The following is a 13,357-nucleotide window of genomic DNA, read 5'->3' on the forward strand; positions in this document are numbered from 1 at the left end:
GATCAGCGGCCGGACAGCTGACGCAGCGAGATGAGGAGCCGGCGGTTGAGCACGAAGGTGAGTCCGGCCATGACGGCGACGGCGGCAAGCCCTGCGATGAGCCCGGAGACGACTGCTCCGCCGGCCGGCGGCCAGCTGCCTGTCGCAGCGAGCATGAGCTGGGCGCTGCCGTAGCCGGCGGCGGCTGCGGCAAGGGAGGTGAGCACGGTGACCGGGAGGCTGCGCGTCACCCCCTGCAGCGCGTCGGGGCCGACGGCCCGGCGCAGGAAGGACAGGTGGAGCACCGCAGCGACCGTCATGCCGACGGCATGGCCGAGGCAGACGAGGATGAACGTCAGCGCTGCACGGTGGCCAGGGTCGGTGGTGGTGATGACGGCGGCTCCGATGAGCACGGTGGCGATGACGGAGATCCATCCGGTGGTGGTGCCGATGGCGGCATAGCGGGCGGATTCGAGGGCGGCGTACATGCGCATCGCCCAGGCGATCATGCACCAGCCGGGCACGGCCAGTGCCATCACGAGGATGGCGGTCGACATCGCAGCGAAGGGCACCGCCTCGGAACCGGAGGCGGCGTCGAAGGCGGTGAAGAACTGCTGCAGCGGCACGGCTGCGGCCACGAGGATCGCGGCTCCCAGGCCGCCGGCGATGAGGATCGCGGCGGTTGTCGTCGCCACGGTGCGCGGCACCTCGGCGCCGGCCTCGGCGACCTGCCGGGACAGGCGCGGGAACACGACGGTGGCGATCGGCACGGCGAGCACTGCGTACGGGAGCATGTACACGGCCTGGATGTAGTTGAACAGCACGAACACGCCGGTGCCGCCGGTGCGGTTGGAGACGGTGAGCACCGAGAGGATCGCGATCTGCTGGGCGATGAGTGCGGTCATGCCGGCGGTGCCGAGGCGCACGGCGCGGCGGGCCACGCCGTCGGGGAAGGTGAAGGTCGGCCGCAGCCGCACCCCGGTGGCAGCGGTCGGCAGCCACAGCGGCAGGGCCAGGGCGACGACTCCGGCCGTGGTGCCCCAGGCGAGCAGAGCCAGGGGCCCCGCGGCAGCGTGGTTCGGGTCGGTGGGCACGGCGCCGTAGGCGAGGTAGGTGCCGATGACGACGAGGCTGGAGAGCAGCGGCATGAACGCCGGCCACAGGAACTTCCGGTGGGCCTGCAGCACGCCGGTGAGCACCGCCCCGACTGCGTAGAGCGGCAGCTGGGCGGCGAAGATGAGGAGGAACTGGCCGGCGTAGTGGGCTGCGGCCGGGTCGGCTTCAGCACCGCCGGAGATGAGGGCTGCGGCCAGCGGCTGGTGGAAGACGGCCACGAGGACGGCCAGCGGCAGGGTCAATGCCAATGCCCAGGTCAGCAGGGCTGAGGCGATCCGGTTGACCTGTGCGCGGTCGGCCCGGGCGATCGGGGCGGCCAGCAGCGGCACGACCGCACCGGCCAGCGCACCTCCGGCGACCACCTCGTAGAGGATGTTCGGGACCTGGTTGGCGGCCTGGTAGGCGGTGCCGACGACGCCGGCGCCGACGGTCGGTGAGAAGACGAGCCAGCGGACGAACCCGATGACCCGAGTCAGCAGGGTGATGACGGAGACGGCCAGTGCCGCCCCAGCCGTGGCCCGCAGCCAGCGGGGCATCAGTGCACTCGTGCCCAGGCGTCGAGCTCGCGCAGTCCCGGGGTGCTTTCGATGACCTCGGTGAAGGAGACCTTCTCGCTGGCCAGGGTCAGGCCGGCCAGCAGGGCGAGGCTGAGGGCGAGTTCGGTGCGGGAGGCGTCGAGTGCGGCAGCGGTGCCGAGCAGGCTGCCGAGGGCATTGGCGCCGGTGTCGCCGAGCATTGTGAGACCGGCTGCGTCATCGGCGAAGGCTGCGGCGATGACGCCGAGGCTGCCGCCGCTGAGCACGAGGGCGGAGCCGCGGCCGCTGAGCAGGCCGATGCCGGCGAGCAGGGCGCTGGCCTTGAGCGCCCGGGCCGGGCGCAGGTCGAGGAGGTTGATGAGGTTGGCGGTGCCGGCGATGACGCCGCCTGCCAGCACCGCATCGGCGAGGCTGCCGGCGAGCTGGGAACCGAACAGCTCCTCGGCGTCCCGGCCGATGAGCGCAGCGACGACCGAGGAGGCGGAGATGCCGAGGACTTTGAGGCCGCCGGTGGTGACCTCGCCGCGGGCAAGGGCGCTCAGGTGTCCGCGCAGTCCCTTCTCGCTGCCGGATTCGGCGAAGTCGTCGACGGCACCGAGCATGCCGGCCGCAGTCGTCGCCAGGGTGGCAGCCAGGCGGTGCGGCAGCGGGTCGGCGAAGATCGCGACGGTGGTGGCGCCGGCGGCAGCGGCCGGGCCTTCGATGAGCGAGACGGTCTCTCCGGCGTGGTTGGTGCGGTCGAGACGGTCGCCGAAGCCGAAGCGGTCACGGGCGGCGATCACTGTGCGCGTGGCGGCGTAGCCTGCCACGGCGGCGACGGAGGCGGTGACGAGCGTGCGGATCATTTCTCTGCTCCTGGCATGAGGGCGTCGGCGTTGGCGGCGAAGCCGTAGTGGCCTTCGGACGTGTCGTCGTGCAGGGCTGCGACGGTGAGCGCGGTGATGACCGGGCCTGCGCCGAGTTCGATGCTGTCGACGCTCGAGACGCCGGTGTCGTTCTCGCGCACGTAGCCGACCAGCCCGCTTTCAGCGCCGGCGGTCGTGCCGGCCACCACGGTCGGAGTGGCTCTGTCGAGGTCGGCGGCGAAGGCCGAGTAGGCGTTGGCCTCCGGGCGCGGCGCGTCGGTGGCGGCGGCATCGCCCTGGCCTGCCTGTGCCTCGGGAACCGGCGGGGCGATGAGGACGATGACCTCGGCGGCGGCATAGCTGCCGCCGTTGAGCCGGCCGGCGGCGCCGAATGCCTGGAGCACGTCTTCGGACTGCTTCTGGTCATAGCGGGTGCCCTCACCGTCCCCGGGGGCAGCGGTGGCGTCGGTCGCATCGTCGGCCGGAGCCTCGGTGGCGGCTTCCTCGGCAGCACCGCCGGCGGAGACGGCTGCCGCCAGCGCCGTGGTCAGCGCGCTCGCATCGTCATCGGGCAGGTTCGGGTCGATCGAGCGCAGCGTGTCGAGCAGATCCTCAGCGCCCTTCGGGTCGAAGGCGTCTGCGGAGAGCTCACCGCCGTCGTTGACCGCAGCACCGGCTTCGGAGAGGCGGTCGCGCACAGCGTTGACGGCGTCGGCGTTCGTGTCGGCGGCGCGCACGAGGGTCACCGGCACCTCGGGCAGCCGGTCCTTGAGCAGGTCCGGGGCGCTGGCGGCGATGAACTCGTTGAGGTCGTTGACGTCGGCCTTCGACTGGTCGAGCTCGGTGCGCAGTTCGTCGCGGTCGGCGCGCAGTGAGTCGACCTGGCTCTGCAGGGATTCGCCGATCGGCTCCTTCAGCGGTCCTGCGCCGAGCACGATGCCGATCGCCAGGGCGACGAACACCGAGATGAGGGACACGAGGTGGTAGCGGAAGTCGATCACGTCAGAGGAGGCCCTTCGTCGAGCAGATGGGTGGCGGGCAGATGGGATTCTAACGGCAGCGCGGCCAGCGCCTCAGGGGTCGGGGCCGGTGAGAACAGGTTCTCGATCCACTGGATGAGCCCGTCGAACTGGGCGCCGATGAGCCCGAGCAGCGTCTGTCCGGCCGGAGTGGCCGACATCGCGACGAACAGTGCGAACAGTCCGGCCAGGGCGAGGATCGTCAGCTGCCAGGAGGAGATCCGCTGCCGGTACAGCAGGGACACGCCCTTGGCGTCGAGCAGCTTCGAGCCGACGCGCAGGCGGGTGAGGAATGTCGAGGCCATGCCTCGGCGGCCCTTGTCGAGGAACTCGATGAGCGTGTCGTGGGTGCCGACGGCGACGATGAGCGGGGAGCCCTTGTCATCGGCGAGCAGCATCGCGATGTCCTCGCTGGTGCCCGAGGCGGGGAAGATGACGCATTCGAGGCCGAGGTCGTGCAGCCGTTCGACACCGGGTGCCCGGCCGTCGCGGTAGGCGTGGACGACGAGTTCGGCTCCGGAGCTCAGGGCGGCATCGGAGACGGAGTCCATGTCGCCGACGATCATGTCCGGTGAGTGGCCGGCTTCGAGGATCGCATCGGCTCCCCCGTCGACGCCGATGAGGATCGGCCGGTACTCGCGGATATAGGTCTTGAGCATCGCGAGGTCTTCTTTGTAGTGGTAGCCGCGCACGACGATGAGCGCGTGCCGGCCGGCGAAGCTCGTGCGCACGTGCGGGACGACGAAGTCCTCCGAGAGCAGGTCGGAGTCCTTGCGGATGTACTCGATGGTGTTCTCGACGAAGTCAACGAGCACCTTGTTCATCCCGGACTCGGCGTCCTTCATCTGCTCTTCGATGCTCAGCCGGGTGTGCACGCGTCCGTCGCCCAGGGGCGTGCCGTCGCGTTCGAGGACGCCGTCTCTCAGCTGCAGCTCCTCACCTTCGGTGATGGAGTCCATGAGCTCTTCGCCGGCCTCGTCGATGAGCGGGATGCCTGCGTCGACGATGATCCCGGGCCCGAGGTTGGGGTAGCGTCCCGAGATCGACTTGACGGTGTTGACGACGGCCGCCGGGCGGCATTCGACGAGAGCCTCAGCGGAGACGCGGTCGATGTCCGAGTGGCAGATGACGGCGATCTCACCGGGCTGGAGTCGTTTGGTGAGATCCTTCGTGCGGCGGTCGACGCGCGTCACGGCTGGGCCGATCGTCAGATCGGTCTCGATGGTCTCGCGGCTCTTGCGGATCTTCATGGTGCCGCCATTGTCGCATGCGGCATGTCAGAACTGCGCCTTCGCCTCGGCTGCGGTGTCCATGAGTTCGACGGCGTGGGCACGAGCTGATCCGGAATCTGCCATCCCGCCGAGCATCCGGGCCAGCTCCTCTTCGCGTCCGGCGCGGTCGAGGGCGGTGACGCCGGAGACGGCGCCGCCGGTCTGATCGTCCTTGACGACGGTGATGTGGGTGTCGGCCCACGCGGCGACCTGGGCGAGGTGGGTGACGACGATGACCTGGGAGTGGGCGGCCAGGCGGGCGAGCCGGCGGCCGATCTCGATGGCGGCTTTGCCGCCGACGCCGGCGTCGACCTCGTCGAAGACGAAAGTGGGGAAGGTGTCCTTGGCGGCTTTGACGACTTCGATGGCGAGCATCACGCGGGAGAGCTCACCGCCGGAGGCGAGCTTGCCGATCTCCCCGGGGGCGGCGGCGTCGTGGGCGCTGAAGAGCATCGCCACCGCATCGGTGCCGAGGCTGTGCGGGGCGGCCTCGGCGATGTCGAAGACGATCCTCGCCCGCGGCATCGACAGTGCTGACAGCTCAGCGGAGACAGCGGCCGCGAACTCCTCAGCCGCCTGTTCGCGCAGCTGACGCAGCCGCTGTCCGGTCTCGGCGACCGCCTCGGCGGCGGCTGCCACGGCATCGTCCATTCCCGCTGAGGAGCTCTCGGCGTTCTGCAGCTCCAGCAGCTCAGCCCCGGCCTGGGTTTCGAAGGCGAGCACCTCACTGACGTCGGCGCCGAAGGCCGACAGGGAGCCCAGTGCGGCCCGGCGCGCCTCGGTCTCCTCCAGGGACTGGCCTTCGAGGTCGGTGAAGGAGGCGACGTAGGCCGACAGTTCGGTGGCAGTGTCGGTCAGCCGGATGCGCACATCGGTCAGTGCCTCGACCTGGGTCTCCAAGCTGGTGTCGGTGCGCGCAGCCCGGGTGACCTCGGCGATCGCCTGCTCGACGGCGTCGAGTGCGTTGTGGGTCTCCTGCCAGTCGCTGCCGGCCAGCGCGTCGTGGGCGGTGCCGACGGCGGTCTTGAGGTCCTCGGCGGCGCCGAGGCGGGCGGCGAGCGCTTTGAGCTCCTCGTCCTCGCCTTCGACCGGGCGGACCGCGTCGATCGTCTCGAGGCTTTCGGTGAGGTAGGCGATGCGGGCGGCGCGCTCGGAGGCGGTCTCGCGCAGCCGGGCGGCTTCGGCTTCAAGCTCCTGCCAGCGATGGTAGGCCTGCTGGTAGCTGGTGAGCGCGTCGGCGAGCGCGGTCCCGCCGTAGCGGTCGAGCAGTGCCCGCTGCTTGGCCGCCGAGCGCAGGGTGATCTGCTCGGACTGGCCGTGCATCGAGACGAGTGCGTCGCCGAGGTCCTTGAGCACGGCAAGCGGCACGGTGCGCCCGCCGGCAGTGGCCCGGGCGCGTCCGTCGGCGGGGATGCTGCGGGTGAGGATCGCCTCCTCGTCGGCCTCTCCCCCGGCTTCGCCGATGCGGGCGGTGAGCTGCCGGCGTGCTCCGGCTGGCTGGTCGCTCAAGTCGAAGATGCCTTCGACGATCGCCTTCGCAGCCCCTGCCCGCACGACGCGGGGTTCGGCGCGCGCACCGGTGAGCATGTCGAGGGCGGTGACGAACATCGTCTTGCCGGCACCGGTCTCACCGGTCACGACGGTCAGGCCGGCGCCGAGGTCGATGTCGGCTGCGGAGATGACGCCGAGGTTCTCGATGCGCAGACTCGAGATCATCGATCTCCTCGCTGCTGCTCCTCGACGCTGACGACCGGCACGGCGTTCGTGTCAGCGGTCTGGCTGGGTCCGCGCCATCCGGTGACCGGCAGCTGGAACTTCGCGACCAGCCGGTCGGCGAACCGGCGGGTCGACAGGCGCGCGAGCGCGACGGGGGTCTTCGAGCGGCGGGCTTCGATGCGCGCACCTGCCGGCAGTTCGATCTCGTGGCGGCCGTCGCACCACAGACCGGCGTGCATGCCCGGCTGGGAGGGCCGGAATTCGACGCCGAGGTGGGAGTCGGGGCTGACGACGAGTGGCTTGGTGAACAGTGCGTGGGCGGAGATCGGCAGCATGAGCAGCGCTTCGACGTCCGGCCAGACGATCGGCCCGCCGGCGGAGAAGGCGTAGGCGGTCGAGCCGGTCGGCGTGGCGAGGATGACGCCGTCGCAGCCGAAGGAGGACACCGGACGGGAGTCGACACCGAGGATCACGTCGATCATGCGGGTGTCTTCGCTCTTTTCGATCGTCACCTCGTTCAGGGCCCAGGTGCGGTGGATGACCCGGCCGTCGGCGATGACGCGCACGTCGAGTGCCATGCGCTCGTCGACGTCGTAGTCGCGGCTGACGGCCCGGTGGACGGCGGCGTCGAGGTTCTCGCGTTCGCTTTCAGCCAGGAATCCGACGTGGCCGAGGTTGACGCCGAGCAGCGGGACGGTGAGGTGGCGGAACCTTTCGGCCGCACGCAGGATCGTGCCGTCGCCGCCGAGGACCATGACGAGTTCGCAGTCGCGTTCGAGGGTGTCGATGGCGTGGTCGTCGCAGACCCGGACGGGGGTGTCGAGGCTGCCGATGTGGCTGATGAGCATCTCGTAGTCGGAGGCGAGCATGACCGGCAGGATGCCGTCGGAGTGCAGCGTCTGGCATACACGCAGGGCGGCTTCGCGCGAGTCGGCTCGCTGCGGGTGGAGTACGACGACGATGCTGCGATCCACGTATCTCCCCTTCCTCGTCGTCTCGACTGTCTCCGCACGCGCGCCGGGACCTGAGCTGATGCCGGCTGGCGCGCTGATCTCAGTCAACTGTACAAGCCTGGGAATCTGCTTGGGTGATGTGGATGAAGAACTCGCGGTTGCCGCTGGGTCCCGGCAGTCGGGTTTCGACCCACCCGTGGACGTGCGCTCCGGCGGCGGTGGCGGCATCGGCGACGCTGTCGATGGCGCCCTGCCGTTCGGCTGGGTCGGTGACGACGCCGTGTTTATTCACGGCGCGGCGGCCGCGTTCGAACTGCGGTTTGACCATGAGCAGCAGGGTGCCGCCGGGCCGTGTGAGGTCAAGCAGCGGTTCGATGAGCAGCGTCAGGGAGATGAAGGACACATCGGCGACGATGAGGTCGACACCCTGCGAGTCTGCCGGCAGGCCGGGCAGCTGGTCGCGGGTCAGGTGCCTGAGGTTGGTGCCCTCCATGTTCGTCACGCGGTCATCGTCGCGCAGCTGTGCGGCCAGCTGGTCGTGGCCGACGTCGACGGCATAGACGTGCGCGGCTCCGGCTGCGAGCAGCACCTGGGTGAACCCGCCGGTCGACGCACCGGCATCGAGGCACACGGCGCCAGCGGGCAGGTCCTCAAGGCCGAAGTCGCTCAGCGCGCCGAGGAGTTTGTGGGCGCTGCGGGCGACCCACGGGTCGTCGTCGGAGACGTCGATGACGTCTGCGGCGGCGACCTTCTGGGAGGGCTTCTGGGCGGGCCGGCCGTTGATGAGGACGTGGCCGGCGGCGATCTGGCGGGCGGCGCGGTTGCGGCTCATCGCCAGCCCGCGCGCCACGAGTGCTGCGTCGATGCGCTGCAAGGGTTCGGTCATAGGGAGGACAGGCCGCGTTCCATCTCCTCGAGCAGGCGCCCGGCCTGGTCAAGGGCGGTGGCGTCGTCGGCCTGGTCGAGGGCGTCGAGGGCTTCCTGCCAGCTGGCGGTCTCCAGCGCACCGGCTGCTGCGGCAGGGCTGGCTGCTGCGGCAGGGCTGGCGGCCGGGCCCGAGGCGGTAGCTTCGCTCATCGGCTCTCCTGGGGGTCGGTAGCGGGGCTGAAGAGTTCGGGCAGGCGGGAGAGGATGAGGTCGGGCCGGGCGGCGGCCTCGGCTGCGTCGACGTCGTCGACCTGGTGGATGCCGGTGAGCACGAGTGCTGTCGGGTAGCCGGCTGCCTTGCCGCCGGCGATGTCGGTGTCGAGCCGGTCGCCGATCATGAGCGGCCGGCGCACCCCGATCGCGGCGGCTGACGAGGAGATCATGAGTGCTGAGGGTTTGCCGGTGACTGTCGGGGTGACGCCGGTGATGGTCTCGACGATGCGCACGAAGGAGCCGTTGCCCGGCATCGGGCCGCGGTCGGTGGGCATGCTGATATCGCGGTTGGTCGCCCAGTAGGCGGCGCCTGCGCGGATCGCTTCGCAGGCGGCGGCGAGGTCATACCAGTTGAGTTCGCGGTGAAAGCCCTGCACGACGGCCACTGGAACCTCGGAGGAGTCCGGATCGGTCGGGTTGAGCCCGTTGGCTCGCAGGCATTCGGCCAGTGCCGGTGAGCCGATCGCCAGGATCGGTGACGCGGCTGGGAACTCGGCGGCCAGGGCACGCGCGGCGACCTGGGCTGAGGTCGTCACCTGGTCGGCCTCGGCCGGCAGGCCGTAGGAGCGGATCTGGGCGGCGATGTCGGCTGCGCTGCGCGAGCCGTTGTTCGTCACGAATCCGTATGGGATCCCCGCCTCGGCCAGCCGGGTGAGCGTCTCATGCGCCCCGGGCACCACCTCGGGGCCGGCGTAGATCACCCCGTCGAGGTCGAACAGGACCCCGTCGACGTCGCCGAGGTGGGCGGCTGCGGCCAGCAGCGGCTCACCGGTGGTGGTGGGTGCGCCTGGGTTCATTCGCGTGCCTCCTGGTGTGAGTGCCGGCTGGTGTTCAGGACCTCAGAAGAGGGTCTCCTCCTGCGGCGGCTCGTCGTCATCGGGTGTCTGGGTGCCGGCGTCGGGTTCGATGCCGGCGTCGACGAGGATCTCCTCGAGTTCGGCTTCGATCTCGTCTTCGAACGACATCGGCGCGGCAGGCTCCGGCGCCGGGTCCTCGGCCGGCGCGGTGGCCTTCCCGGTCTGCTCTGTCTCCTCGGTGCCCGCGTCCGTGCCCGCCTCCGCGCCCGAGCCCGAGTCCGCGCCCGAGGCGATGGCAGGCTCTGCAGGCGCTTCACCTGCGTCGTCGGCGGTCGCGGGGTCTTTCGGCTGCTGGGTATCAGCCGGCTCGTCGTCAGAGGGTGCTGCGGCGGGTTCGCCAGCCGGTGCTTCGGTCGCGGTGTCGTCTGCTGTGCCGACGCTGTCGCCGGTGTCCTCATCGGGCAGCTCGTCGATGGTCATGATCTCGACGTCGGCGTTGGGATCTGGCTCCTCGTCGCCGTACATGACGTTCTTCATCTTCGCTGTCCTGCGGGCCAGCTGCTCGTACTTGTCGGCCAGTTCGGTCTCGCCGTCGACACGCAGCAGATCGGCGTATGCTGACAGCAGCCTGACGGTCGCTCCGGCTGGATGACCGGTGAAGCCGGCGCTGCTGAGGACGGCCTTGGCCTTCTCATTGTCGCCGAGGTCGCTGTGGGCGCCGGCTCTGACGATGAGCAGCTCGATGCGCACCGCCGGGTCGAGCTCGGCTTCCTCGAACTCCTTAGCCACTTCGATGGCCTTGGCGGGATTGCCACGGCCGCGTTCGCAGTCGGCCATGAGTGCGGCGTTGTCGTTCGAGCCGGTGATGCGGCGGTGGGTGCGCAGCTCGCGCAATGCCTCACCGTAGTTCTCCAACTGGTAGGCGACGATCCCGACGGCCTCGCGGACGGCACCGATGCGGGCGGCGCGGCCGAGGGCGGCCTGGGCGTGCTCATAGGCGACTTCGGGTGCCACGTCGACGAGCTGGCCGGCGGCGACGAGGTGCTTGGCGACGACCTCGGCGTTCGTCTTCTCCAGCGGCCGCAGCTGCCGGCGGGCCTCGGAGTGCAGCTCCTTGCCGGTGATGCCCTCGGGGATGGCCGGCTCGTGCCGGCGTTCGCGGCGGGTTCCGCCGCGCTCCCGATCATCGCGCTTGCGGTCATCGCGACGCTTGTCGTCCCGGCGGAAGTCCCTACCGCCCCGGCGATCGTCCCGACGGTCGTCACGCCGGCGATCGTCTCGGCGGAACCCTTCGCCGCCACGGCGGTCATTGCGGCGCCGATCATCGCGCCGGAAGTCCTTGCCACCTCGGCCGCGGTCATCCCGACGGAACCCCTCACGGCGGTCATCCCGCCGGGCCCCATCGCGGCGGTCGTCGCGACGCCGATCATCGCGCCGATCGTCACGCCGGAAGTCCTTGCCACCTCGGCCGCGGTCGCCGAAGCCACGATCACCACGCTGCGAGCGGGGCTTCTGGTGGTGCCTGCCACCGCCGCGGGGACGCTGATGCCCACCGTCGTCGCGGTGCGGGCGGTCCTGAGATTCGTCGTCAGACTTCGACACTGTGCTCCCTATGTGGCTGTCGGTGAGATGCCCGGCCAGTCTACCGCCCCGGCGCGGGCGGGAGAGAATTCACGCCCGCGTCATCTTCATCTCAATTCAGCGACCACCTGGGCTTCTAGTGTCGTTACCTGCCCATCTGCTCTCAACTGGAGAACCTGCATGCCTCGCTTCATCTCCGGGCTGACCGCGCTCAGCCTCGCCAGCCTCACCGCCCTGGCTCCCAGCGGCCTCCTGCCGGCCACGGCCGCCAACCCCGACTACTTCACCTCGCATGCGGCACCCGGCGCCGAGGTGGAGCTCTCCGTGCTCGGATCGCACCGCACTGACATCTTCGACGCAGGCGCCGCCGAGATCGTCGCCCACTATGCGGCCAAGCAGCAGACGCTCGTCGTCAACGCCGAAGCCGGCACCGTACAGGTCCTCGACTCCGCTGACCCCGCAGACCCTCGTGCGGTGACCGAGCTGACGACAGCGGGCATGAGCTCGGCTGACGGGGCCGCGGTGCCGGCTGGTGCGGTGGCGAACTCGGTGGCGGTGCGTGCTGACGGGCTGGCCGCCGTTGCACTGGAGGCGCCGACGAAGACCGATGACGGCTGGGTCGGGTTCTTCGATCTCTCCGGTGATGAGCCGAAGCCGCTGGGTGCCGTGCGCGCCGGCGCCCTGCCGGACTCGGTCGTCTTCGATGACGACGGCGATCATGCGGTCATCGCCAATGAGGGCGAACCGGCAGAGGACTACTCGGTCGACCCCGAGGGCACGGTCAGCGTGATCTCCCTGCCCGAGGCGGTTGCGGCACCCCGCCAGGAGGATGTCAGGACCGCAGATTTCCGGGCCTTCGAAGGCGATGCCCTGCCCGAGGGTGTGCGCGTCTTCGGCGGCCGGGAGGATGCCGGCACCGGCACCCCGGAGTACCCGGTGTCGGAGAACCTCGAACCCGAGTACAGCACCGTCATCGGCGGCAAGGCGTACGTCACCCTGCAGGAGGCCAATGCGATCGCAGTCGTCGATCTCGCCTCGGCGACGACGGAAAGGCTCATGCCGCTGGGCACCCAGGATGTCTCGCAGGTCCCCTTCGATGTCTCGAACAAGGATGACGGGATCAACCGGGCGAACTGGCCGGTGCAGTCGTTCCTGCAGCCGGATACGATCCGCTCAATCGAGATCGGCGGACGCGATTACCTGCTGACAGCCAATGAGGGCGACACCCGCGACTGGGAGGCCTACTCGGAGGAGGTCCGGGTCAAGGATCTCGGCAGTGAGACGAAGGGCCTGGCTCCGATCTGCGATTCGGTCGTCGAAGGGATGACGAACCCGGACGGCTCGCCGATGACGGTGGAGGACCTGCAGAAGGAGGAGAACCTCGGCCGCCTGACGATCACCAAGGCTGACGGGCTGAATGCCGAGGGAAGCTGCTACGAGACGATCTACGGAGTCGGCGGACGCTCGTTCTCGATCTTCGACACCGACGGCACGCAGGTCTTCGACTCCGCCGACGATTTCGAGCGCATCACCGCAGACGTGCTGCCGAAGAACTTCAACTCCAATAACTCCGAGTCGAACTTCGACAACCGCTCCGATGACAAAGGCCCCGAGCCGGAGGCGATCGAGGTCGGTCAGGTCGGTGAGAAGACCTATGCGTTCATCGGCATGGAGCGCATCGGCGGGATCTTCGTCTACGACATCACCGACCCGGCGGCCTCGGAGTACGTCACCTACGTCAACAACCGCAACTTCGCCGTCCAGCCTGAGGACAATGTCGCCGAGGCCGGGGACTCCGGTCCGGAGGGCATCGTCTTCGTCCCCTCAGCAGACCTCACGGCACACGACGCTGCGGCTGCCGGTGAGGCCGGCAACGCCGGCATGCTCATCGTCGGCAACGAGGTGACCGGCTCGACGACGTTCTACGCCGTCGACTCCAGTCTCGTCGGAGACGACCCGACTGAGCAGCCGACTGCCGACCCGACAGGCGACCCGACCGGTGCGCCTACGAATGATCCGACGGGTGAACCGACGAACGGTCCCACCGCGGTGCCCACGGCCGATCCGACCGGTGCGCCCACGGATGATCCGACCGGCGGTCCGTCGGCCGAGCCGTCGCCGACACCGAGCGATCAGCCCGGTGATGACGACCAGGGCAGGCTGCCGCGCACCGGCGCTCAGATCGGCGCGCTGGCTGGCCTCGGTGCCCTGCTGGCAGCAGCCGGTGCAGCCGCCGTGTGGATGGCACGCCGCCGCAGCAGCTGATCATTGAAGCCGGTATCGGGTCCGCATCGCTTCGATGCGGGCCCGATTCGTCTGTCTCGTTGCTAGGTGTAGTTCCTCGGGAGGTTGTGAACGGGATTTGAGGTCAGAGAAGACCCCCGGTATCGAGGTGGGTAACGAC

Annotated in this window: 11 protein-coding genes; 1 reads left to right on the top strand and 10 read right to left on the bottom strand. The window is 69.8% G+C overall.

The genetic code is table 11. The annotated features are described in order from the left end of the window. Positions 1-2: 2 nt before the first annotated feature. From murJ to H9634_RS11840, 10 genes are all read right to left on the bottom strand, one after another. On the bottom strand, positions 3-1,631 hold the full coding sequence (murJ, locus tag H9634_RS11795; protein ID WP_191726828.1) for a murein biosynthesis integral membrane protein MurJ: 1,629 nt from the start codon (positions 1,629-1,631) through the stop codon (positions 3-5). Continuing rightward, the gene (locus H9634_RS11800; protein ID WP_191726829.1) at positions 1,631-2,476 is read right to left on the bottom strand and encodes a hypothetical protein; all 846 of its coding nucleotides are present in this window, start codon (positions 2,474-2,476) and stop codon (positions 1,631-1,633) included. The genes murJ and H9634_RS11800 overlap by 1 nt, the downstream gene beginning before the upstream one ends. Beyond that, positions 2,473-3,477, bottom strand: a complete 1,005-nt coding sequence (locus H9634_RS11805; RefSeq protein ID WP_191726830.1) for a copper transporter — start codon at positions 3,475-3,477, stop codon at positions 2,473-2,475. Before H9634_RS11805 ends, H9634_RS11800 begins: the two co-directional genes overlap by 4 nt. Continuing rightward, positions 3,474-4,745 carry a putative cytokinetic ring protein SteA gene (gene steA / locus H9634_RS11810; protein ID WP_191726831.1) on the bottom strand — a complete coding sequence of 424 codons (1,272 nt, stop codon included), beginning with the start codon at positions 4,743-4,745 and terminating at the stop codon, positions 3,474-3,476. The genes H9634_RS11805 and steA overlap by 4 nt, the downstream gene beginning before the upstream one ends. A gap of 27 nt (positions 4,746-4,772) precedes the next feature. Then, positions 4,773-6,482, bottom strand: coding sequence for a DNA repair protein RecN (recN, locus tag H9634_RS11815; protein WP_191726833.1), 1,710 nt, complete (start codon positions 6,480-6,482; stop codon positions 4,773-4,775). Further along, complete coding sequence (locus H9634_RS11820; protein WP_191726850.1) at positions 6,479-7,456, bottom strand: NAD kinase; 978 nt, start codon at positions 7,454-7,456, stop codon at positions 6,479-6,481. The genes recN and H9634_RS11820 overlap by 4 nt, the downstream gene beginning before the upstream one ends. A 79-nt stretch (positions 7,457-7,535) precedes the next feature. Beyond that, positions 7,536-8,321 (bottom strand): TlyA family RNA methyltransferase, encoded by a 786-nt coding sequence (locus tag H9634_RS11825; protein WP_191726834.1) that lies wholly within the window; start codon positions 8,319-8,321, stop codon positions 7,536-7,538. After that, complete coding sequence (locus H9634_RS11830) at positions 8,318-8,512, bottom strand: hypothetical protein (RefSeq protein ID WP_191726836.1); 195 nt, start codon at positions 8,510-8,512, stop codon at positions 8,318-8,320. Before H9634_RS11830 ends, H9634_RS11825 begins: the two co-directional genes overlap by 4 nt. Then, the gene (locus H9634_RS11835) at positions 8,509-9,372 is read right to left on the bottom strand and encodes an HAD-IIA family hydrolase (protein ID WP_191726837.1); all 864 of its coding nucleotides are present in this window, start codon (positions 9,370-9,372) and stop codon (positions 8,509-8,511) included. The genes H9634_RS11830 and H9634_RS11835 overlap by 4 nt, the downstream gene beginning before the upstream one ends. A 42-nt stretch (positions 9,373-9,414) precedes the next feature. After that, entirely contained in the window at positions 9,415-10,974 is a 1,560-nt protein-coding gene (locus H9634_RS11840; protein ID WP_191726838.1) for a hypothetical protein, read from the bottom strand. A gap of 159 nt (positions 10,975-11,133) precedes the next feature. Here H9634_RS11840 and H9634_RS11845 point away from each other — a divergent pair, with 159 nt between their 5' ends. After that, a complete protein-coding gene (locus tag H9634_RS11845; protein WP_191726839.1) occupies positions 11,134-13,218 on the top strand; it encodes a choice-of-anchor I family protein in 2,085 nt (694 codons plus the stop codon). Positions 13,219-13,357 lie beyond the last annotated feature (139 nt).

It is taken from the genome of Brevibacterium gallinarum (assembly GCF_014836885.1).
Taxonomy (GTDB): domain Bacteria; phylum Actinomycetota; class Actinomycetes; order Actinomycetales; family Brevibacteriaceae; genus Brevibacterium; species Brevibacterium gallinarum.